This is a genomic window from Enterococcus salsurae (assembly GCF_054784955.1).
Map to the genome: position 1 here is coordinate 194,202 of NZ_BAAHWY010000003.1, position 21,676 is coordinate 215,877.

At 39.1% G+C, this 21,676-nt stretch carries 24 protein-coding genes, 1 pseudogene and 1 other annotated feature; of the genes and pseudogenes, 17 read left to right on the top strand and 8 right to left on the bottom strand.

Annotated features, from left to right (window positions below):
* Positions 1-10: 10 nt before the first annotated feature.
* Both ACYVRS_RS09100 and ACYVRS_RS09105 read left to right on the top strand, forming a co-directional pair.
* The gene (locus ACYVRS_RS09100; protein WP_461203186.1) at positions 11-1,150 is read left to right on the top strand and encodes an ABC transporter permease; all 1,140 of its coding nucleotides are present in this window, start codon (positions 11-13) and stop codon (positions 1,148-1,150) included.
* Complete coding sequence (locus ACYVRS_RS09105) at positions 1,137-2,282, top strand: ABC transporter permease (protein WP_461203187.1); 1,146 nt, start codon at positions 1,137-1,139, stop codon at positions 2,280-2,282. The genes ACYVRS_RS09100 and ACYVRS_RS09105 overlap by 14 nt, the downstream gene beginning before the upstream one ends.
* Positions 2,283-2,345: 63 nt before the next feature.
* Here the strand turns inward: ACYVRS_RS09105 and ACYVRS_RS09110 are convergent, their stop codons facing one another.
* Together ACYVRS_RS09110 and ACYVRS_RS09115 are read right to left on the bottom strand one after the other, a co-directional pair.
* Positions 2,346-3,317, bottom strand: a complete 972-nt coding sequence (locus tag ACYVRS_RS09110; RefSeq protein ID WP_313538497.1) for a diacylglycerol/lipid kinase family protein — start codon at positions 3,315-3,317, stop codon at positions 2,346-2,348.
* A gap of 633 nt (positions 3,318-3,950) precedes the next feature.
* Complete coding sequence (locus ACYVRS_RS09115; RefSeq protein ID WP_054116648.1) at positions 3,951-4,331, bottom strand: ACT domain-containing protein; 381 nt, start codon at positions 4,329-4,331, stop codon at positions 3,951-3,953.
* 156 nt (positions 4,332-4,487) lie between these two features.
* Between ACYVRS_RS09115 and ACYVRS_RS09120 the strand changes: the two genes are divergently transcribed.
* Positions 4,488-4,997, top strand: coding sequence for a QueT transporter family protein (locus ACYVRS_RS09120; protein WP_313538501.1), 510 nt, complete (start codon positions 4,488-4,490; stop codon positions 4,995-4,997).
* An 82-nt stretch (positions 4,998-5,079) separates the two neighbouring features.
* Here the strand turns inward: ACYVRS_RS09120 and cbpA are convergent, their stop codons facing one another.
* Positions 5,080-5,718 carry a cyclic di-AMP binding protein CbpA gene (gene cbpA, locus ACYVRS_RS09125; protein WP_312499623.1) on the bottom strand — a complete coding sequence of 213 codons (639 nt, stop codon included), beginning with the start codon at positions 5,716-5,718 and terminating at the stop codon, positions 5,080-5,082.
* A gap of 158 nt (positions 5,719-5,876) precedes the next feature.
* Between cbpA and rpmG the strand changes: the two genes are divergently transcribed.
* The 4 genes from rpmG (at position 5,877) to ACYVRS_RS09145 (ending at position 8,439) form a co-directional block, all read left to right on the top strand.
* Complete coding sequence (gene rpmG / locus ACYVRS_RS09130; protein WP_054116653.1) at positions 5,877-6,029, top strand: 50S ribosomal protein L33; 153 nt, start codon at positions 5,877-5,879, stop codon at positions 6,027-6,029.
* A 12-nt stretch (positions 6,030-6,041) separates the two neighbouring features.
* Complete coding sequence (gene secE, locus ACYVRS_RS09135) at positions 6,042-6,212, top strand: preprotein translocase subunit SecE (protein ID WP_312499624.1); 171 nt, start codon at positions 6,042-6,044, stop codon at positions 6,210-6,212.
* A gap of 122 nt (positions 6,213-6,334) precedes the next feature.
* Positions 6,335-6,877, top strand: coding sequence for a transcription termination/antitermination protein NusG (gene nusG, locus ACYVRS_RS09140; RefSeq protein ID WP_054116655.1), 543 nt, complete (start codon positions 6,335-6,337; stop codon positions 6,875-6,877).
* Positions 6,878-6,999: 122 nt separating this feature from the next.
* Entirely contained in the window at positions 7,000-8,439 is a 1,440-nt protein-coding gene (locus tag ACYVRS_RS09145) for a DUF1576 domain-containing protein (protein ID WP_461203188.1), read from the top strand.
* Positions 8,440-8,523: 84 nt separating this feature from the next.
* Here ACYVRS_RS09145 and sdaAA read toward each other — a convergent pair whose 3' ends face one another.
* Both sdaAA and sdaAB read right to left on the bottom strand, forming a co-directional pair.
* Positions 8,524-9,396, bottom strand: a complete 873-nt coding sequence (gene sdaAA, locus ACYVRS_RS09150; protein WP_461198418.1) for an L-serine ammonia-lyase, iron-sulfur-dependent, subunit alpha — start codon at positions 9,394-9,396, stop codon at positions 8,524-8,526.
* A gap of 12 nt (positions 9,397-9,408) precedes the next feature.
* On the bottom strand, positions 9,409-10,074 hold the full coding sequence (gene sdaAB, locus ACYVRS_RS09155) for an L-serine ammonia-lyase, iron-sulfur-dependent subunit beta (RefSeq protein ID WP_461203189.1): 666 nt from the start codon (positions 10,072-10,074) through the stop codon (positions 9,409-9,411).
* 298 nt (positions 10,075-10,372) lie between these two features.
* Between sdaAB and rplK the strand changes: the two genes are divergently transcribed.
* From rplK to rplL, 4 genes are all read left to right on the top strand, one after another.
* Positions 10,373-10,795 carry a 50S ribosomal protein L11 gene (gene rplK, locus ACYVRS_RS09160; protein WP_312499890.1) on the top strand — a complete coding sequence of 141 codons (423 nt, stop codon included), beginning with the start codon at positions 10,373-10,375 and terminating at the stop codon, positions 10,793-10,795.
* A 103-nt stretch (positions 10,796-10,898) separates the two neighbouring features.
* Complete coding sequence (rplA, locus tag ACYVRS_RS09165) at positions 10,899-11,588, top strand: 50S ribosomal protein L1 (protein ID WP_054116659.1); 690 nt, start codon at positions 10,899-10,901, stop codon at positions 11,586-11,588.
* A gap of 65 nt (positions 11,589-11,653) precedes the next feature.
* Positions 11,654-11,780: a sequence feature (ribosomal protein L10 leader region), on the top strand.
* Between the two features lie 50 nt (positions 11,781-11,830).
* Complete coding sequence (rplJ, locus tag ACYVRS_RS09170; protein ID WP_054116660.1) at positions 11,831-12,331, top strand: 50S ribosomal protein L10; 501 nt, start codon at positions 11,831-11,833, stop codon at positions 12,329-12,331.
* Positions 12,332-12,393: 62 nt separating this feature from the next.
* On the top strand, positions 12,394-12,765 hold the full coding sequence (gene rplL, locus ACYVRS_RS09175; RefSeq protein WP_312541323.1) for a 50S ribosomal protein L7/L12: 372 nt from the start codon (positions 12,394-12,396) through the stop codon (positions 12,763-12,765).
* Positions 12,766-12,852: 87 nt separating this feature from the next.
* Here the strand turns inward: rplL and ACYVRS_RS09180 are convergent.
* Positions 12,853-13,065, bottom strand: a pseudogene (locus ACYVRS_RS09180) (tyrosine-type recombinase/integrase); the annotation flags it as partial.
* Positions 13,066-13,309: 244 nt separating this feature from the next.
* On the opposite strand from ACYVRS_RS09180, the gene ACYVRS_RS09185 reads away from it, so the two are divergent.
* The 6 genes from ACYVRS_RS09185 (at position 13,310) to ACYVRS_RS09210 (ending at position 20,231) form a co-directional block, all read left to right on the top strand.
* Positions 13,310-13,450 (top strand): hypothetical protein, encoded by a 141-nt coding sequence (locus tag ACYVRS_RS09185; protein WP_461203190.1) that lies wholly within the window; start codon positions 13,310-13,312, stop codon positions 13,448-13,450.
* Between the two features lie 57 nt (positions 13,451-13,507).
* Complete coding sequence (locus tag ACYVRS_RS09190; RefSeq protein WP_461203191.1) at positions 13,508-13,792, top strand: hypothetical protein; 285 nt, start codon at positions 13,508-13,510, stop codon at positions 13,790-13,792.
* A complete protein-coding gene (locus tag ACYVRS_RS09195; protein ID WP_461203192.1) occupies positions 13,780-14,172 on the top strand; it encodes a Cro/Cl family transcriptional regulator in 393 nt (130 codons plus the stop codon). The genes ACYVRS_RS09190 and ACYVRS_RS09195 overlap by 13 nt, the downstream gene beginning before the upstream one ends.
* A gap of 60 nt (positions 14,173-14,232) precedes the next feature.
* On the top strand, positions 14,233-17,874 hold the full coding sequence (locus ACYVRS_RS09200; RefSeq protein ID WP_461203193.1) for an nSTAND3 domain-containing NTPase: 3,642 nt from the start codon (positions 14,233-14,235) through the stop codon (positions 17,872-17,874).
* A 741-nt stretch (positions 17,875-18,615) separates the two neighbouring features.
* Complete coding sequence (locus ACYVRS_RS09205; RefSeq protein WP_461203194.1) at positions 18,616-19,503, top strand: ABC transporter ATP-binding protein; 888 nt, start codon at positions 18,616-18,618, stop codon at positions 19,501-19,503.
* Positions 19,500-20,231 (top strand): ABC transporter permease, encoded by a 732-nt coding sequence (locus ACYVRS_RS09210; protein ID WP_461203195.1) that lies wholly within the window; start codon positions 19,500-19,502, stop codon positions 20,229-20,231. Before ACYVRS_RS09205 ends, ACYVRS_RS09210 begins: the two co-directional genes overlap by 4 nt.
* A gap of 37 nt (positions 20,232-20,268) precedes the next feature.
* On the opposite strand, the gene ACYVRS_RS09215 is transcribed toward ACYVRS_RS09210, so the two are convergent.
* Entirely contained in the window at positions 20,269-20,442 is a 174-nt protein-coding gene (locus ACYVRS_RS09215) for a hypothetical protein (RefSeq protein WP_461203196.1), read from the bottom strand.
* A 110-nt stretch (positions 20,443-20,552) separates the two neighbouring features.
* Positions 20,553-21,575 (bottom strand): branched-chain amino acid aminotransferase, encoded by a 1,023-nt coding sequence (locus tag ACYVRS_RS09220; RefSeq protein ID WP_461203197.1) that lies wholly within the window; start codon positions 21,573-21,575, stop codon positions 20,553-20,555.
* Between the last annotated feature and the right edge of the window lie 101 nt (positions 21,576-21,676).

Consider the following 21,676-nt stretch of genomic DNA (forward strand, 5'->3'; position numbering starts at 1 on the left):
AGGGATGACGATGTTTTGGCATATGTATTTTTATCGATTAAAAATTTTATCAAGAAATAAATCCCTCTTGTTTTGGACTTTGGCTTTTCCCATCATTTTAGGCTTGATGTTTGTTGCTGCATTTGGCCAATTGGATGAAGGAACCACTTTAGAAGCCATTCCTGCTGCTGTCGTCCTTCCTGAAGAAGAACATGAATCGGCCGACAGATTCGTTGACTTGTTAACTACGATCGAATCTGACGGTGCAGCTTTATTCACGCTGCACACTGCAACGGCTGATGCAGCACAAAGGCAATTGGAAGCCAACGAGATTGCAGGGTATTATGTCCTGCAAGAAGAGCAGATCACCTTACATGTAGGACAAGCGGGACTGCGACAGACTATCATGAAAAGCGTCATGGATCAATATCTTCAGCAAATGGCACGCCACACATATTCGATAGAAGCAGGAGATCTCGCTGCAGCAGATATCATGCAAGAGCTGGATATGCCGACGTTCCAAACCCGTTATGGAGAGGCCGAGATGAGTATCAAGAGTTTCTATTTCTTTACGTTAATCGGCATGGCGATCCTTTATGGCACCATGTGGGGATTGCGACATGCCTTGGATCAACACGCCAATCAATCTGCCAATGGCATACGCTTATCAATGATGCCAATCACCAAAGCGAAAGTGACGTTGGCCAATCTTATGGCCAGTTTTACCATCTTTTATTTAGAGTTGTTGGTGATCATCGCTGTTTATCGTTTTGTTTATCGTGTTGATTTCGGCACACGCTGGCAGTGGTTGCTTCTCGTGGTCGCTTTAGGTGCCCTCAGTGCCTTGTTATTGGGCTTGCTGATGGGGAATGCCTTTCCTAAGATGGCTTTGGCGCAAAAAGAAGGGATCGCCACCGCGGTCACGATGGCCTTGAGTTTTCTTGCTGGGATGATGGGCTCTGAGCAAGTGAAGTATTGGATTGACGTCAATCTACCTTTCTTAGGAAAAATCAATTTGGTCAACTTGATTAGTGAGAGCTTGTATAAGTTGTATTATTATCAGGAACTTTCCAGTTTCTATCTAAACCTCATTTGGCTGATTGGCATTATTTGTTTGATTGCTGCGATGAACGGGTTGTTTGAAAGGAGGGTTCAATATGATGCTTTATAAAACGATTTGGCAACTGCTTAAAGCCAATAAAACCAACTTAGTGATTGGTGTGATCGTTACATTGGTGATTACCTTTTTTTACGCCCAAAGTATTGATGTCGGGGATACACAGTTGCAAGAGGCAAAGATTTTGATTCTGTCTGAACATGAAGCGCCTATTATAGATGGCATGACGGATTATTTGGCAGAAACGCAGACGATCGTCCAAATGGATTCTCCAACCCAAAAGGAAATAGATGATGCCTTGTATTTTCAGCAAGTAGGGATCGTCTTATATCTCCCAGATGACTTCTCAGATACAATCCTTTCAGGTAAAATGCCTAACATTGATATACAAGCGCGACCAGATGCTTTTTCTAAGACCCTCGTGACGCAACAAGTAACGACGTATCTCCAGACGTATCTGGCATACGCACAAACGCTTGCTCCTGAAGAAGCAATGGTTCAAACAAGGGAGACTCTGTCGATCCAGGGCGACTTGGTGCTTAGTGAAGAATATAGTCAGCGTATGGGTCGGTTATTCTCTGGTATGACCTTCAATTTATTGGCGTATGGCTTATTCATGTCGATTTTTAGCGGTTTTGGCGTTGTGAATTTGGCCTTTAACCGGAAGATGATCAGTCAACGAAATCAGGTAGCACCGTTGTCCAAACGAAAGTTCAATCGGCAAATCACCTTGGCATTGGTTGGCTATTCCATTCTCTTGACTATTGGTTTTTGTGGATTGGTGTTGTTGCTGACCCGTCATCTGTGGTCGAATGCGATTGGCTGGCATGTGTTGAATGTGCTTGTTTTCATCCTGCCGGTGATTGCATTTTCTTCCTGTATGACCTCGCTTATCAAGAGTAGTGAAGCCATCGGGGGGATTAGTACTATTTTCATTATGGGCAGCTGTTTTATCGGCGGTGTCTTTGTTCCGTCAAATTTATTGCCGGCTATCGTCAATCACATTGCGGCATTTACACCGACCTATTGGTTTATCCAAAATAATCAACTGATTAGCCAAAGTTTGACGATCAATTCGGCGTTTCTAGAAACGTTTATTGCACAATCTGGTATTTTGCTGGCCTTCGCAGCAGTCTTTCTCGTTGTTCAGCTGGTAATGAGCAAAGACAAATCGTATTTGCGGTAATTGAGTAGGAAAGTGTTTGGCCAATAGAAAGAAGGTGTGCCTCAATGTTGAGACACACCTTTTTTAACACCAAAATAATTGTTTTGCTGTAGTCAATGTTAAGTCAAATGATCGTTTGCCCATTTCTTCGCCATCTTCTTGCCCATGTTGCGGAATCGTTGAGATGATTCGGATTTTAGCAGTCGAAATATGATGGAAATAACGAGATTTCATATGTTTCTTGCGGGTCAGCAATAAGATCAGCCAAAAAATTTTGAACATGGCGACACGCTCGACCAAAACAAAATCCAGTTTGTTATCCTTGATCGTCGCTGTGGGTGCAATCGACACCCCGCCGCCGAAATAAGGATGATTGGTCGTTGTACATAAGAAAGCTTTTGAGAAACTCAATTGCTGCCCATTACATTCGACCAAAATCGGAAAGCCTTTTTGTCGGAACAATACGTTTAAAATCGCTGCGATATAAGAAAAAGAACCCATATTAAATTTGTTCAAATTTGACTTAGCAGCTGAATGATTGGCCGCATATACAATGGCTGCATCTAAGCCAATCCCAACATTGTTGATGGCCACACCCGCTTCATTTTGGATTTGTTCGTGGTAGTGGATGACTGTCAGTTCTTGCGGCCGGCTAGTTCCAGCGATTTGCCAAAAAACTTTTTCAGGCTCTTTCGGAAAATCCAGACTGCGGGCAAAATCATTGCCTGATCCCGCTGGAATGTAGGCGATCGGAATCTGTTGCTCGCTGACTTGCTGGACTTCAGAGACCACTTGATGTAATGTGCCGTCGCCGCCAATGACCACCAATAGCGGAAATAGCATGTCGCTATTCTCTATATAAGCCTCATCCCAAGGCAGCAGTGTTTCTTTAAGCAGCTTCTGGGTCGTCAGGCGTTCTTCGCCAGCTTGTTGTGTATAATAAAACTGGTGTGGAAAGTGATGTTTATCTAAGATTTTTTTGATGCGCTCTGCTACCTTGCTGCCGCGTCCACTACCTGAAGCAGGATTGGCGATGATGTGATAATAATATTTCATGGCATATAATCCCCAATATACTAGTTTACGTTCAATGCGGTCTATTATAGCATGTTTCACCAAATGTGTGGATAGGGAAGTATGCGAAAAAGAGGACAAAAAAATAGATTCGACGAAAGTGCCAGTCATGATCGGTAAGGTTCTGATGTCCACTTTGATCATAAGGTTCAATACATTTCGTCGAATCCTATTCAATTAGTAAGGAGTAACCCAAATTCCCACATCCTTTGTGCTTTATTTTAAGTTGACAACAATTCTTTTCTTGCAGAACCTACATCGTCTGCTTTACTGGGAATTCCTGCTCCTTACACTTATAGTATAGCAGAAAAACGCAATATTGCAAGCGTTTACAAAAGCGTGATGAGGTCTTAAAACTTTTTTAAACACTTGTCGATTTATACAAATTTTAAGTTTTCTTTCTTCGTTTAGCCATATTTTTGCCGTAGTGTAGATACAAGGAGCGATGCAACATGAAAAAAATCGAACTCAAATCCTATCAAATATGGCGAATCATTCTTCTCGCACTTGTTGTTTTTTGGAGTGGTGTAGGCTGCTTACTTTTATGAAACAGCATCTTCAGCTATAGAAACGTAGACAATCGCAGATTCTGCGATTGTCTTTTTTGCATGGGTATCAGGCGCTGGTATCAGCCACTATAGTATAGGCGTGCGCCTGCAAGATGTCTTTTGCCTGTTCGATTTGCTGTTCTTTGATCAATAGATAATCGGTATTATAAGTAGATACAGCAAAGATGCTGATCTGATGCGCAGCCAATAGACCAGACAAATCAGCCAAGATACCGACAAGACTGAAATCCAGCACACCGACGATCATCAGTGCTTGCCAACCATCTTCCCGGGCCAACGTCTCTTTAGGGACAGCGGCTGTCGGTAGAACGATGGAGCATTCTTCTGGGGTCTGAGCCAGAAAAAGCGGCTTGATGGTCAACCATGCCGGATCGAATGCTGCGACTTGTATGACCGATAAGGGGGTGGAGAGATGTTTGATGTTCATAATGGATCTCCTTTCTACTTGCGATCTTTATTGTACTATTTAAACAAATGTATGTTGATATATCAACAATTTCCTGTATAATAAGTACTCGTGTTCAACACAACGCGGTTCATCAACCATCCCGCGTAATCAAAACTTGGAGAAAGTAGGGTTTTTATGGAAAAATCAAGGAGTTTCAGCAATCAACGGCTGCGGGTCATGGTAGCCAATGGATTGATCATGGCCGTGTATATTGTCTTATCGATCGTGGTCTCGCCGTTTGCCTCAGGTGCGATCCAATTTCGGATCTCAGAAGGATTGAATCATCTAGTGGTGTTCAATCGCAAATTGATGTGGGGCGTCGTTGGCGGCGTTGTTGTCTATAATTTGTTTTTTGGTTTAGGTGTGATCGATGCCTTATTTGGCGGGGCAGGTTCCTTCTTAGCCTTAGGTGCCACTGCATTGATCTATCATAAAGTACCGAATGTCTTTATGCGCTTGGCCTTCAACACGATCGTGTTCTCAGCAAGTATGGTCTTAGTTGCATGGATGTTGAATATGGTTTTGGGGTTGCCTTTTTGGCTGACTTTCGGAACGACAGCATTAAGCGAATTGATTATTATGACGCTAACAGCACCACTTATGTATATTGTAAATAAAGCGGTCGGTTTCGATAAACGCTTTTAACCTATCCGTTGTTTTTTGCTTGGATGGTTCTCAAAAAACAGCAAAACAGCGTCTGCTTTCAATGAAGCGGACGCTGCTTTTTTTATTCTGCATTTAAATCTTCGATCTCCACGACTTTGAAATTTTTGATCTCTAGTTGATGGACAATCTTATCACATAATTCTTTTGATGTCCGAGCAGGCAATGTGATCAATGTTCGGCGGATAAATTCATCTTTGCCGACATCCAATGTGATGCAACTCGCGATGCTGCTGTATTTGGCGATGATCTTGGAAATGACCGCCAAATCACCTTGCTGACCGGTAGAAGCAATCGTCAAAACATAGCTGCCTTGCTCTACGCTCCATGACTGTGCCAACATATTCAATAATGAGCTGTGGGTCAAAATGCCATAAAATTGATTGTTTTCATCTAAAACAGCAATGTAAGGCAATTCTTTGATCGTAAAGAATACATTGAAGAAAGACGAGTTGACGTAAATAAATTTGGTGGCATTTTTTAACAAATAAGTGACTGGTAACGTCATGTCGCCGCCATTGGCTTTATGGCGATAAATATGCATCTTATAGATATTTCCTCTAAAAATTTTGCCTGATTCATCAAGGATCGGTACACAACGATACCCGGATTCTTCTAAGATCGCTAATGCTTCTTCTAAAGTGGCTGTTTCTTTGACGGTGGTCAAATCCCGTTTTTTGTAGACCATAGTTTTTAATAACATCAGTTTTCCCCTCCTAATATAACCATTTCACCACTTTATCATACCATAAAATCGTCGAAAACTATATTTTTGCATAATCAATCCTTAAATTGACACAATCTGGAAATAATGGTATTTTTAATGTTGGAAAACTATGTATAAAGGGGGAGGACACTGAGATGGCACAAAAAAAAGCAGCTTTGGCTTGTTCTGTCTGCGGATCCCGCAACTATTCGAAATCGATCAGTGAAGGCAAGAAAGGCGAACGCCTTGAAATCAATAAGTTTTGCAAGTATTGCAATCAATATACTTTGCATCGTGAAACCAAGTAGGGAGGGAATCAAATGAAATTTTTGAAAAGTGTTGTCGATGAAATGAAAGTCGTTTCTTGGCCATCAAGAAAACAATTGCGTAGAGATACTTTTGTAGTTATCCAAACGACATTGATTTTTGCTGTGATGTTCTTTGTGATGGACACATTGATTCAAACTGTTTTCAATTGGATCTTGAAATAAGCAAGTCTTCTTGTTTATCCGCTAGTCATAATCACGGATACGTGGTATAATCGCTTTGAGGAAAAACTTCGGTCTAGCTGAGGTTTTTTTATTTTACAAAAAGATGGGGAGTCCGAAAAAAAATGGAATCTTTTGAAAAAAATTGGTACGTCTTGCACACTTACTCTGGTTATGAAAACAAAGTCAAAGCCAATATCGAATCCCGCGCACAAAGCATGGGCATGGGGGATTTTATTTTCCGTGTTGTCGTGCCAGAAGAAGTTGAAACGGAAGAAAAAAACGGCAAAACCAAAGAAATCGTCCATAAAACATTTCCTGGTTATGTCTTAGTTGAAATGGTCATGACAGATGATTCTTGGTACGTCGTTCGAAATACACCAGGTGTAACAGGTTTCGTTGGCTCGCACGGTGCCGGCAGCAAACCAGCGCCGCTATTGCAAGAAGAAATCAATTCAATCTTGCGTTCGATTGGTATGAGTACACGCACAGTGGAACTTGAAGTTGAAATTGGCGAAACTGTCAAAATCATCGAAGGTGCCTTTTCTGGTCTTGAAGGACAAGTGACTGAGATCGATGAAGAGAAAGAAAAACTGAAAGTCAATATCGATATGTTTGGTCGGGAAACCAGTACTGAGCTTGATTTCGAACAAGTCGACAAAATTTGATCCGGCTGAGACTGGCATCTATTGAAGAAATGCATTAAACTAAACGTATACATGGTGGACCAATCCGTTGGCCCACTTTTTTTCACAAATCAAGTAAGCGCTTTAAAAGAGGAAGGGGTCCTATGTCAAGTATTGTTGGTTTATTGAAGAGTAAGTTCCGCAATGATTTGCATTTTCCAGAGAAAGGAACGATTTCCGTCCACAATGGGTATCGTCTATTGTTTTTGTTCAATTTATTTTTGTTTTCGGCTGCTGTGGTGTTGATGGAACCGAGGCAATTGCTTGCTGAAATGCAATTGATCCTCTTTTCGGAAAGTCATTTGGTGACGGATTATATCGCGCTGACTTCTGTTGGTACCGCACTTTTTAACAGTAGCATGATGACATTTATCGCGATTTTTATCTGCTATCATTACCGTGTGCCGATGACCGGCGGGGCGGTATCAGCGATCTTTATGGTAACGGGATATGGCTTGTTTGGCAAAAATCTGTTGAACTTTATCCCAATATTTTTGGGGGTACGGCTTTATTCCTATTTCATGAACGAGCCTTTGAAAAAATTTCTGCTGATTGCTTTGTATGGATCATCTGTATCGCCTGTGGTTAGTTTCTTTGCCTTTAATCAACGGATTTCACCTGTTTTGGGCATCGGGGTGGGCTATTTGATTGGGATCGTGATTGGCTTTATCATGGTTCCTTTGGCACTGCATTTCCAATCTTTATTTAAACGGGTCAGTTTGTATAGTGCTGGTTTCACTTCGGGGATGCTGTGTACGATGGTTGCGGGGATTTGCCGCATGTTTGGGTTACAGATTGATCTTAGAGGGATTGTGTCCAAAGAACAGCAACCCGAATTGACTATTTTTTTAGTGATCTTTGGTCTGCTTTTGTGCGGGTATGGCTTGAGAATGGCATCAAAACGCCATCGCTTGAATCTTCGTGCGATTTGGTCCCACAGTGGGAAAATCGAATTAGATATTTTGAGGGATACTGGCGTCTACAATACCATGATCAATATGGGGTTGATGACACTCTTATTGGTAGGCTATGTTTTGACGATCGACGCCGTGATGAATGGCCCTGTTTTAGGCGCGATCTTTTGTGTGATCGGCTTTTCTGCCTGCGGTGCGCATGTATTTAATTCGGTACCATTATTACTGGGGGTGACTTTGGCTAACACATTGAATATTTACGCCATGAATGAAACGGTAACAGTGACGGCAGCCATTTTTGCGATGATGCTCTGTGCCATTACCAATGCCTATGGGTGGAAGGGCGGCTTGATCGTTGGCTTCATCCATACCTCGATGGTGTTGAATATCGATGTCTTGCATGGGGGCTTGAACCTGTATAATAATGGCTTTTCTGGCGGATTGGTTGCGATGATGATCATTCCCTTGCTGGACTTATCACAGCAACTGAGGAATAAAAGAGCGATTGACCAAGTCGAAGACGAGTTGCTGGATAAAGCCGGTATCGTGCTTCATCCCATAAGGCAAGAGGAAGAACCCACATCCGAGGAACCGCAAACCACGCGTCTGTCATTACCGAGAGACAACTAGCAAACAGCGCTAAGGAACTACACAAAAAACCAACAACCAGCTGAAAATCACTGTTTGTCGGCGTTTTGTGTGGTTCTTTTTTTATTAATGACTGTTGGCTAAAATCTCAGCTTGGAGACGTTGGGCTGTCGGCGTCATAGCTAGGCCGCCTTCTGCCGTTTCTTTAAAAATACTGGGCATTTGCCGACCTACTTGGTACATGGCTGCTACGACTTCATCAGGTGGGATGACACTTTCGATCCCTGCTAAAGCCATATCTGCCGAAATAAACGCTTGGGATGAACCAAGGGCATTTCTTTTCACACAAGGAACTTCGACTAAGCCAGCGACTGGATCGCAAATCAAGCCCATCATATTTTTCAAGGTGATGGCGACAGCTTGGGCTGCTTGGTGGGCTGATCCCTGTTTGGCACAGACTAACGCGGCTGCTGCCATGGCACTGGCTGAACCAATCTCCGCTTGGCAGCCGCCTTCAGCGCCAGAGATCGAGGCGTTGTTGGCAATCACTAGGCCAAAGGCACCAGCGGTAAATAGAAAATCGATTTGTTCCTGACGTGTCATGCGCAATCGTTCCCGCACAGCCATCAAGACCCCCGAAACAACGCCGGCACTGCCAGCAGTAGGGGTCGCACAGATCAAGCCCATTTTGGCATTGACTTCATTGACAGCAATCGCATTTTGGACTGCTTGTAAGATCGTATCGCCACTCAAAAAGTCGCCAGCTGCGATATAATCATTCATCTTTGTCGCATCCCCGCCAGTCAATCCGGTGACCGAAGTCACACCAGCGACACCTTCAGCCACGGATTGCTCCATCACGGTTAAGTTTTTGTCCATTAAAGCAACGATTTGTTCGTGGCTGCGTCCAGTATTTTCCATTTCAACGGCAATCATCATTTCTGCAACAGAGGAATAGTCTTTGCTTTGGGTTACAAGTTCATCAATTGTATAAAACATCTTTTTGCTCCTTTAATCAAAATAAGCCGCACTAAATACGTGAGGAAGGACCTTGATCTGTTGGGCCAATTGATCGTTCCGCTGATCGACCTCAATGATCATAATGGCTTTGTCGCCGACAGATTCTCTGGTAACGGTCATCGTCCCAATATTGATGGCTGCCTCAGACAACAGATTCGTTACTTTGGCAATCATACCCGGCACATCTTGGTGAACGATCACATAAGTTGGCGTACCTAATGTCAAAGAGATCTTAAACCCGTTCAATTCAGAGATTTGGATATTGCCACCGCCAATTGAGATACCCGTCACTGACAATTTGTGGTCTCCTTTAGTCAAAATCATTTTGACCATATTGGGATGCTCTGCTTTTTCTTTTTTAGGGACAAATAAAACTTCGATGTTTTCTTCATAAGCTAGTTTCAGAGAATCAGCCAGACGAGCATCATCTGGATCCATTCCCATTAAACCACCGACAAGGGCAATATCTGTACCATGGCCCCGGTAGGTTTTCGCAAAAGATTCATATAATAGAATATCGACAGTATCCGGTTTTTCTCCGAAAATACTGCGAACGATTTTTCCGATCCGTGCTGCACCAGCGGTATGCGAACTGCTAGGGCCTACCATGATTGGACCGATAATATCAAATACACTGCGGTACTTTAATTGTTCCATTTTTTCACCTCAGGATTCATGATTCAAAAAGATTTCAGTAGTAGTGTAGCATAGAAAGATGAGAGTACAAGTAAAGGAAAGCAAAATACGTAAAAAATTATTTTTCTAATGATCGAGGCCATATTCTATAAATCATAGCAGAAATTAAGTGAAAAATACTTGAAATTATCTTTAAAGATGCTATAATATTCCAGTGTGCGTTCGTCACATGTTTTTTGTGTGTGCACATGAAACACTAGTGGGAGGAGAAATTTGGATCTCCAATACACCACATCACGGACTCAAGGAGGTATGTCTCGTGGCAAAAAAAGTAGAAAAAATCGTTAAATTGCAAATTCCTGCAGGTAAAGCAACACCAGCTCCGCCAGTAGGTCCTGCGCTAGGTCAAGCGGGTATCAATATCATGGGATTCACAAAAGAATTCAATGCACGTACGGCTGACCAAGTAGGTTTGATCATTCCTGTAGTGATCTCTGTATACGAAGACCGTTCATTCACATTCGTTACAAAAACACCACCAGCAGCAGTATTGTTGAAAAAAGCAGCAAACATTGAAAAAGGTTCAGGCGAACCAAACAAAACTAAAGTTGCAAAAGTTTCACGCGATCAAGTAAAAGAAATCGCTGAATTGAAAATGGAAGACCTAAACGCAGCTGACGTTGAAGCAGCAATGCGCATGGTTGAAGGAACTGCACGAAGCATGGGAATCACTGTAGAATAAGTTTTACAGTCCTAAGAAAGTAGCTTCTCAGTCGGCTCTATATTGAAAAATATGGGACACGTGGGAGGTTCTACCGTTATAACCACATCAAGGAGGAAACAAAATGGCTAAAAAAAGCAAAAAAATGCAAGATGCATTGAAAAAAGTTGATGCTACAAAAGCTTATTCAGTTGAAGAAGCAGTAGCTTTGGCAAAAGAAACAAACATTGCAAAATTCGACGCAACGGTTGAAGTTGCTTACAAATTGAATGTAGACCCTAAAAAAGCGGACCAACAAATCCGTGGCGCGGTCGTATTACCAAACGGTACTGGTAAAACACAAACTGTTTTAGTTTTTGCTAAAGGCGAAAAAGCCAAAGAAGCAGAAGCAGCTGGTGCTGATTTCGTTGGTGACGACGATATGGTCCAAAAAATCCAAGGTGGCTGGTTTGATTTTGACGTTGTTGTTGCAACGCCAGATATGATGGCTACTGTTGGTAAATTAGGTCGTGTATTAGGCCCTAAAGGTTTGATGCCTAACCCTAAAACTGGTACTGTAACAATGGACGTAACAAAAGCTGTCAACGAAGTAAAAGCTGGTAAAGTGACTTACCGTGTTGACAAAGCTGGAAATATCCATGTACCAATTGGTAAAGTATCATTTGATGATGCGAAATTGATCGAAAACTTCCAAACAATCCATGACACATTGTTGAAAGCTAAACCTTCAGCAGCAAAAGGTCAATACATGAAAAATATTACTGTAACGACTACTTTTGGTCCTGGGATCCACGTTGAGCAAGCTTCTTTCTAATTCAAAATAAAAAATTCAAAAACTTTTATTGACTTGGCTGCCTTATCTATGGTAAGGTAGTCAAGGTTAAAAGTTTAACTGTACCGAAGACAGTAGGTGACGCCAGTCTTAATTTCCTACCGAGGACGTTTATTGAGAGTATTCAATAGTCCCTCTATGTCTACGGTGGCATAGGGTTTTTTTATGTTTTGTTTTGCAAAACATATGAAACTCTTCCATCAAAATCAGGAGGTGAAATATAAATGAGTGAAGCAGCTATCGCTAAAAAATCCGCGATCGTCGATGAAGTAAGTGAAAAGTTCTCTGCAGCCGCATCAGTAGTCGTTGTTGACTACCGTGGATTAACTGTTGATGAAGTAACACGCTTACGTAAACAATTGCGTGATGCAAACGTTGAAATGAAAGTTATCAAAAATTCTATTCTTTCTCGTGCTGCTGAAAAAGCTGGTCTTGAAGGTTTAGGTGAAGTGTTCACTGGACCAACAGCCGTAGCATTCAGTAACGAAGACGTTGTTGCACCTGCAAAAATCATTAACGATTTCGCAAAAGATGCTAAAGCATTAGAAATCAAAGGCGGTATCATCGAAGGCAAAGTTTCTTCTGTCGAAGAAATCGTTGCATTGGCGAAATTGCCAAACCGCGAAGGACTTCTTTCTATGTTGCTATCTGTGCTACAAGCACCTATCCGCAACGTGGCTTACGCTGTCAAAGCAGTGGCAGAAAAAGAAGAAGATGCAGCTTAATTGCCGCATGATCATCAGCTATTAAACAAATAAAACTATTCAACTAAATGGAGGAAAACAAAATGGCATTGAACATTGAAAACATTGTCGAAGAGCTAAAAGGCGCGACAATCTTAGAATTAAACGATTTAATTAAAGCTATCGAAGAAGAATTTGGCGTATCTGCTGCAGCTCCTGTAGCTGTAGCTGGTGGAGCTGGCGACGGCGCTGCTGCTGAAGAACAAACTGAGTTCACTGTAGAATTAACTGCAGCTGGCGATCAAAAAGTTAAAGTAATCAAAGCAGTCCGCGAAGCAACTGGCTTAGGCTTGAAAGAAGCTAAAGCAGTAGTTGATGGCGCTCCTACAGCTGTTAAAGAAGGCATCTCTAAAGAAGATGCTGAAGCATTGAAAGCAGCTTTAGAAGAAGTTGGCGCTTCAGTAACAGTTAAATAATCACTTTTGATTGTAATGAGCTAGGATCCTTATCTGATAAGGATTCTGGCTCTTTTTTTGTTTTTTGACCATACTTTTGACCATCCCTTAAAAGTTGATGTAATTTGAGAACTTTTCTGCCACTACGTCTTTTTGTTTCTTGGTGACATGGATGTAAATATTTAGTGTGGTTTGCACATCGCTGTGTCCCAATCGATCCTGAACTTCTTTGACAGATAAGATAGCTTCGAAAAGCAAACTGCAATGTGTGTGCCTAAACCCATGAATCTTTAAACGAGGGAGGTCATGATTGTCACAAATTCTAGTTAAGGCTTCACCTTCCTTTTGCCATCTTGCGACATTGACGAGTCGATATTCTTTTTCTAGTTTTTCTTTTAGTAAGATGAGATTATTAATTTTGATCGGCATAAATACTTTCCTTTCTGATGTACGATTTCATATACGTTTTTTATCAAAAAAAGTAGAGGCCTCTACTAAGATTCTAATATACGGTTCGATATACATAAGTTATGCTGTATATGAAATCATATAGGAGGAGATAGAAATGTTTGGATTATTACAACCGAATAAAGAGAAAGTTTGCGCACGGCTGAAACTGATCAAGGATGAAATGAATATTTCATTTACAGAGTTTGGCAGCTGTTTAGGATTAAAGAAGCCAACGATCAGTTCGTATGTCCAATGATATAATTTAGCTCCGATCGAAGTGATCGAGAAGATAGCGAAAATCAGTGGACGATCGGTGGGTTGGTTTTACTTTGGTGATATAGAAGAATACATTGCGGATTATCTTACCTTAAAAGGTCAAGGTGAGTTAGTTAAGGAATATCCAGAAGTAGTGAATCAAATCAAAGAAGAATTCTTCACTGGCGATTTTAAAAATCCAGGATGGAAAATTGAAGTCGGTTATCCGATGGAAGAATTCATCGATGATTACTTTTTGGATATTTTGCCAGAGATCATGACACGCTATGTGTCCGATATAGTGGATGAACAAGTTTCGAATTCGGAAAAATGGAAGAGCTGACTGATAAAGAAAAAGAGGAAGTGGCGGTCATCATTGCTTCGGATATAAACGATTTTATTGATATGAGCGGTGAAGTAAAGTTCGGTGAAAAAGAAAGAATAATCGAGATGGTAAAAGATGGAATCGATAATCTTGAAAGAAAAGGAACGATTGAATTCTCAGAAGCATATTTGATTGGGAAATTGATTGATGTTCTTGATGATGATAAAGCAACAGAAGAGATGATCTCTGATTTATCAGAAAATATGACAGATAAATCCTTTTCTACCTTTTTTGGTGGTGAAGAATTAGTGGAGATATTTCAATCTATGCAACCAGCCTTGATGAAGTTGTATGCCGAGAAGACACCTGATGTGGTTCATGAGTGGTTTGAGAAATAAATACAAGTCACTGGATACTTTGAGGCTCTTTGGGAGCAGTGAGGGAGGAAGAAATATATTGTGTCTAAGTTAAATAGAATTCAAAATGAAATTAAGCAATTAGAAGGAGGAAGGTTCCAAAATTTGTGCGATGTTTATCTTTATCGTAAAAGAAGTTGGGAGAATATTGTGTCTCTTGGATCTATGGATGGGACGGATAAAACTACTAGAGGAATACCTGACACTTACTATTTTGATAATCAATCTAACGGATACATCTTAGTTATGTATGGTACTAGAAAAGATGCAACCAATAAATTAGAGACAGACATTCGAGAAGCTATTGAGAAGTCTAAAGTGAATGAAAAAGATATTAAAGAAATAATCTGCTGCCATACTTCTTCAAATATAACTGTTGAAAAAGATAAAGAACTAAGAAGCTTAGCTGCTTCGATAAAGCTGAGTCTTATTGGGATAGATACATTATCAAATGACCTTCTTCAATTTAAGTATCAAGATATTGTAAAAGACTTTTTAGGTATAGTAGAATCAACAGAACAGGTATGGAATTTAGAGCAATTTATTGCTGTACATGATAAAAGTAAAACTAATGCGCCTTTAAATACAACATATATAGATGAAACACATATAGTTGATGAGTTAAAGGACGAAATAAATAGTCATCAGATTACTCTATTATCTGGAGTTCCTGGAGCAGGGAAAACTAGGTTAGCTATCGAGATATGTAAGGAATTGCCCACAAATAGTAACATAATTTGTGTTAAAAGTAACAGTATGCCTGTTTATCAAGATATTAAGGATGCCCTAGATATTAATAGGGTTAATTATTTGTTTTTAGATGATGCTAATACAGTTACAAATTTTGATGCTATTGTTAACCTATTGAGGTTAGAGGAATATGAACAAAAACTGAAAATCATTATGACTGTGCGAGATTACGCACTTTCAGGAGTAATTAATCACATAGATTCCTTTAAAACTAAGGTGAAAAGACTCTCTTTAATGAGTGATGATCAAATAGAAAAACTAATTAACGATATAATAGTTCTTTCACCAGTTTATCTTAGAAAAATTATGAAATTATCTCAAAATAATCCGAGAATAGCTGTGATTGCAACAACCATGGTTAAAGATAAAATTTTTGATTCTATTGAAAACGGGAAAGAAATATTGGTAAGTTACTATAATCAAATCATTGAAGAGAACAATCTATCTTCAAATGAAAAAATTAGTATGTTCATTTTGAGTTTCAAACACAAGCTAAATTTGACCAATAAAGAATCATTAGAAGAAGTCTTGAAATATTTTAAAATTGATTTTGATAGCTTTGTAATTGCTTTAAATCAGCTACATGATAAAGAACTCTGTGATATTTTCCAGGATAAAGCTGTTAAAGTCAGTGATCAAAGTTTATCAGATTTTATCATAGTAGATTTTATTTCAAACAAGAAAATTTTTAAGATAAAAGATTTTTTTATTAATCTTTATCCTAATCATGAAAAAGAGATTGTTGAAATACTTGTACTTGTTAATAATTTCAACTCTTCCAAGGAATGGATAGAGTATTTAACCAATGAAATAAAGGTTATTTACAATGAAATTATTTCAGATATTGATAAAGAACGTTTTTTGACACAATACGGGGTGATTATTCCTGTCGAATCTCTCGCGTATGTTCATGAAAAGATACAAGTCGCTGATAATGTTGAAATTCAAGTATCTCAAAAAGAATTTGAAGAGAAAAAGAAAAATCAAGGAGTTAACGATCCACTTATAAGTATTCTTTGTTCATTATCAAATAGTGAAAGATTTAAGGATGTTGGTATACTTCTTATGGATTATTTCAGAAAAAAGCAGGATAAAATCTATGAAATTTTTTCTGCAATTAAAAATAATTTTGATATTGAAGTTAGATGGGATATTTATCTAGAAAAAAGATTCAGTATTATGGAAATTTTTTCAGTTCAAGAAACTATTAATGAACCAACGGCTTTACTTATTGCCAATATTTCTGATGAGTTCTTAAAGTTTTCAGCAGAAAAATTTACTTTTAACGGTAAGAATGGGGTTATTAATCGCTATACATTAGTTGATGGAGACTATTTAATTAAACTCCATAAAAAAATTTTTGATATACTTTCCAAAGTTTATAATTATGGAAATATAGAAGTGAATAATTATATAGATAAACTATTGCTCAATTATCCAGTCTATGAAATTAGAAATGGGTTTTCAGAAACTGTTAGTTCAGATTTAGTTTGTATAGAAAATCTTTTTTTTAAAGATTTAGATAAGTTGAATTTTAGACAAGAAGCTATAATATTTGAATTACATTCACAAGCCAAAAAGTTAGAGATAAAACCACAGCCTTTTTTTGAATATGAACCATCAAGTAGTCAAAAAGTTTATATAGTATTTTCAACTAGTATATGGGCTTATCAGATAGAAAAATTTGATTTTGAAAAGATTCAAGGGTTAAAAAAGAAAAGCCTTTGCGAGATTTTCGAGGAATATTCTAACGACTTAGTTTGGTTGTTTGACATCCTCGAAAAATTTCAAACGGATGAATTATTAAATAAATATGAATTGGAAGATTCTTTGCTTCTATTGTATTCATCCTTAGATATGGAAGACAAAATAAAATTATTAAAAGCATTGCTGAATAGTAATTTTGCTATCTCACGTAATAACTTTGACCGATATATGGATGAATTATCCTTTGAAGATGGCAAAAATATTCTAAATACTATTGAAAAGGAAATTGATGAAGGATGGTATCTTTCAAACTTTTTGACATGTAAAAACATTGGCAATAGAGAGATAGAAGAACTCGTGTCCTTTTTAGATAATATTAAAAATCATGAAGCAGTGAATTGTTTTAGTATTATATCTTTTGAAAACTATATCAAAAAAGAGGGTAGTATTTTAGAGATTTTAAAAAATAAGTATTCAGAAAAGAAAATTTCAGGTAGCTTTTTTATACCTAAATATGTGTCGGAAACTGGTGCTGAGAAAATTATAGATATATTAGGATATAGAGAAATAAAGGAAATCTATTTAAATCTTCTTGGTAATGAGAATGTTGATGAATCAGGAGAATTCTTTAAGCACCTATTGAAAGAAAATGATGTCAATTTTATATTCTTGTTTCTTGTTGAGCTAAATATTCAAAGGTTAAACTTCAATTATAATGAATATGATATTCAACTGGAGAGTATATGGGAATCAGTGGTCGCAGAAGAAGCAATTAGAAAGTATTTGGATTTATTAATTCAAGAGAATCGTGTTTTCTTTGTTGGAGTTGACTCCCATTTGGATACAATTTTTAAAGCGAATATTGAACGTTCAACTGAATTTATAAAAGCAGAAATAATAAATACTGAAGACGAGGAGAGGCTGGTTAATCTATGCAACTTGTCTCTTGAGATATTCGATGATGAGACATTGCTAACTATCTTTGAACTGTTCAAAGGTAAAGAAATTGATGCGGATTTTTTTGAAAAACTGTATCTAACCATGCGCACTAATAGTTGGTCTGGAAGTCTAGTGCCTCTTTTAGATAAAGAAATTAGTTTCTTAAATAAGCTGCTTGATATTTTTGAAGGAATAAAATATATTTCCCATTCATTAGTTATTACCACGCGCATAGACTCACTAAAAAAACAAAAACAAAAAGAATTACTGTCTGACTACTTGGAATGAAAAAGATCTGGATGTGGTTTTCAATACTATAAACACTTAAAAATCAAAATATAACCCTGCTAATACTTTTCTTGGCAGCGTTTTTCGTAGGGAACTATTTGATTTTTAGTTGTTTTTGTCCGTCTTACATTCCAAAAACGCTGTAAAATAGGCTTTCACACTTCAATTTATAGTGGCTCTTTATTCTCACTCAATCTGATTTTTGACATACTGGCGCTTTTTTTTGACTATCTTTTTGACCATACTTTGTAGATTTAATGGGACTATATCAGAGTTTTTCATTAATTGGAAAATCCTAGAAATCTCATTCTAATCAGCAACAGGGGCTACTAGGCATCTGAATTGCCAACACAGTTAAATAATCACTTTTGATTGTAATGAGCTAGGATCCTTATCTGATAAGGATTCTGGCTCTTTTTTTGTTTTTCTCACCAAATAGGTGATTTATGGCTAGTTAAAAAAAATGGTTTTTTTGTCTTGAAAACAGAAATAAATTTTATGGTTTGATATTTTTTAGATATTTTAGTAGAACGAAAGCGTTCCCCGTGCTATACTTTTTTGTAAGTTGCTTGTGAAATAGCTGATTCCCGTATTTTTTATCCCAGAAAGAGAGGATGAATCAGATTAGGCTTCGTGGCTGTCTTTAAAATTGACAGAAAAATCTGAACAATCATTGTGAAGTCCGCTGGTAAATGATCGGTCTGGAGGCAAGAGCAAGAACTATTTTTGTGATCATTGGACATGATCGCAGCAATAAAAGGAAAGAGAGGAAAGAGGAAAGTGGAAGAATTGTTGGTATTAAAGCATATCTCAAAGACGTTCAAACAAAAAGAAGCCTTGAAAGATATCACGATCCAAATCAAAGCAGGAGAGATTTTGGGGTTTCTAGGGCCATCAGGTTTAGGGAAAACAACAACGATCAAGATCGTGACGGGACAATTGCAGCAAACCAAAGGGGAAGCGACGATCTTAGGTACCGATACGAGGAAAATCACCGAAAAAATCTATGAGCAAATCGGTATTGTGACAGACACAAGTGGCGTATATGAAGAATTCAGTGTCTATGACAATCTTTTGGTCTTTGCTAAAGTATTAAATGTCTCCCCGAAAGTCATCGATCAACTATTGACAACCGTTGGACTGATCGAACAGAAAAAGCAATTGGTCAGCAAATTATCAAAGGGTCAAAAACAACGGTTGATTTTGGCCAGAGCGGTCATGCATCAGCCAAAACTTTTATTTTTGGATGAACCAACTTCCGGTTTGGATCCAACAACTGCTGCTGAGATCCACAAATTATTGGTCTCTTTAAAAGAAGCGGGTATGGGTATTTTTTTGACTACCCATAATATGGAAGAGGCGACGAAATTGTGTGATCAGGTGGCGTTGTTGAATGAAGGGTATATCGTTGAATTCGGCACACCGGAGGAGATTTGTTTGCGTTACAACAAACAAAAAGAGTTTCGGATCTTGCTGAAAAATCAAGAGCGCCATATCTTGAAGAAAACAACAGAAAACTTAGAACAATTGAGTCAGTGGATCGTCTCGGAACAAATCGAATCGCTGCATTCCTGTGAACCGACTTTAGAAACTGTCTTTATGACTGTAACAGGGAGGGAATTGGTATGATGCTGTCGCGACATAAAACCAGCGCGTTGATCACCTTCAAATTCAAAGAGATATTAAAGAATAAAACATTTTTGGTTTCAGCTGCCATGGTACCGGGATTTGTTTTGATGTACCGCTTCTTGTTTAGCGTAGATGAAACAATGCCTGGGTTCCAGTTGTTTTTAATGAATTTTGGGATGTCGTACTCGATCATCATGGTTGGCATGTTCATGCCAGCGACATTCTTGGCGAAAGACAAAGAAAAAAATACGTTACGCACATGGATGACCTCTTCGGTCAGTAGTCTAGAGTATCTTGTCAGTCTGATGGTTCCATTTCTGGTATTGACGATGTTGTTGATCGTTGTGGTGATCGGAATCAGTGGTGTGGCATTTGATTCCATAAATATCCCTGTTTTTGTCTTGGTGGTTTTCCTGGTGGCATTGACCGCGATCATTCTAGGGATGCTGATTGGCTTGCTTTCCAAAAATCAGATGGCTGCCTCCAACAATTCAATCCTCTTTGTGGTTGTTTTCTTTCTAATTCCTACATTCTCAGAGATGAATCAGACATTGGAAGAAATAAGCGCCTTTATTTTCACTGGGGTTGCCTCAAAAATGGTCGCGAGTTTTGGTGATGACGGTTCTCCACTGATCTTACAAGACTATCTGGTTTTAATTGTCAGTGCGTGTCTAGCGGTTGTTGCATTTATGGTGATTTATCGAAAAAATGGCTTTGATAAAGACTAATAACGTACAGTCAGCATTCTTCCATGCTGACTGTACGTTATTTTTTGCGGAATTGCTGGAATAAAAAAACAAAAATAAAAAAGAACAAAGATTCCCAAAGCGTTGTGGTCCAGCTGAAATTGCGGCTGATCCCAAAGACCAAATTGCCCATATTGGAAACAAACAAATACAGGAGTGTGGCGAGCAGCGCATAAGCCAGTCGTTTTCCCATTGAGATAACCCCCTTTTCCAACATTTTAACAAGGGAAGGAAGAAGGGGCAAATCTTTTCTTGAAAAAGGCAAATAATCAAAGAGCAAAAATCACTTTATTCGCCAAAAGATCAATCGAGGGCAACGTCAAATATCCAACCTTCAGGTGCATCGATATCCCCGAATTGAATACCAGTCAATTGATCGTATAACGCTTTGGTTTTAGGGCCAACTTCAGTTTCACTATAAAAAACATGGAAATCATCCCCATTTTGGATACCGCCGATCGGCGAGATCACTGCAGCAGTCCCGCAGGCACCAGCTTCGACAAAATGATCAAGCTCGTCAACAAATACATCTCCTTCGATGGCAGTTAAGCCTAACGCATGTTCTGCTAAATAGAGCAGGGAATATTTAGTGATACTTGGTAAGATCGAAGGGGATTTCGGTGTGATGAATTGATCATCGCCTGTGATCCCAAAGAAGTTCGCTGAACCGACTTCTTCAATTTTGGTATGTGTTTCAGGGTCCAAGTAAATACAGTCGGAAAACGCGCGTTCGTGGGCTTCAAAGCCTGGCAATAAGCTGGCTGCATAATTGCCGCCGACTTTGGCAGCGCCAGTCCCATTGGGTGCTGCCCGGTCATAATCAGACACGATGAAGTTGGTAGGCGCCAATCCACCTTTGAAGTATGGCCCAACTGGCATACAAAAAACAGTGAAAATGTATTCAGGTGCAGGACTCACACCGATGTTTTCACCCACACCGATCAATAAAGGTCTGAGGTATAACGTTGCGCCGCTGCCATAAGGCGGGACAAATTCTTGGTTGGCTTTCACGACTTGATTCACAGCCGCTAAGAACATTTCTTCCGGTACTTGCGGCATCCGCAAGCGGTAGGCACTGCGATTCAACCGTTTGCTGTTTTCATCTGGGCGAAAAAGATTGACACCGCCATCTTTACGGCGATAGGCTTTCAATCCTTCAAAACATTGCTGCCCATAATGCAAGGCTGTAGAACCTTCGTGAATATGCAAATAATTGTCCTCTGTTAATTCACCCTGACTCCATTCACCGTCTTTCCATGTTGCAAGAAAACGCCAAGGCGTTTTGATATAAGAAAATCCCAAATTTGACCAATCGATCGTTGTCATTTGTTCACACCCTTTTTTAATTTTTATCAGTATAGCACTAACGATTTGAAAAGTCATTATTTTCTGAAAATTTAACGGTATTTTCTAAAGTTCCCCTAATC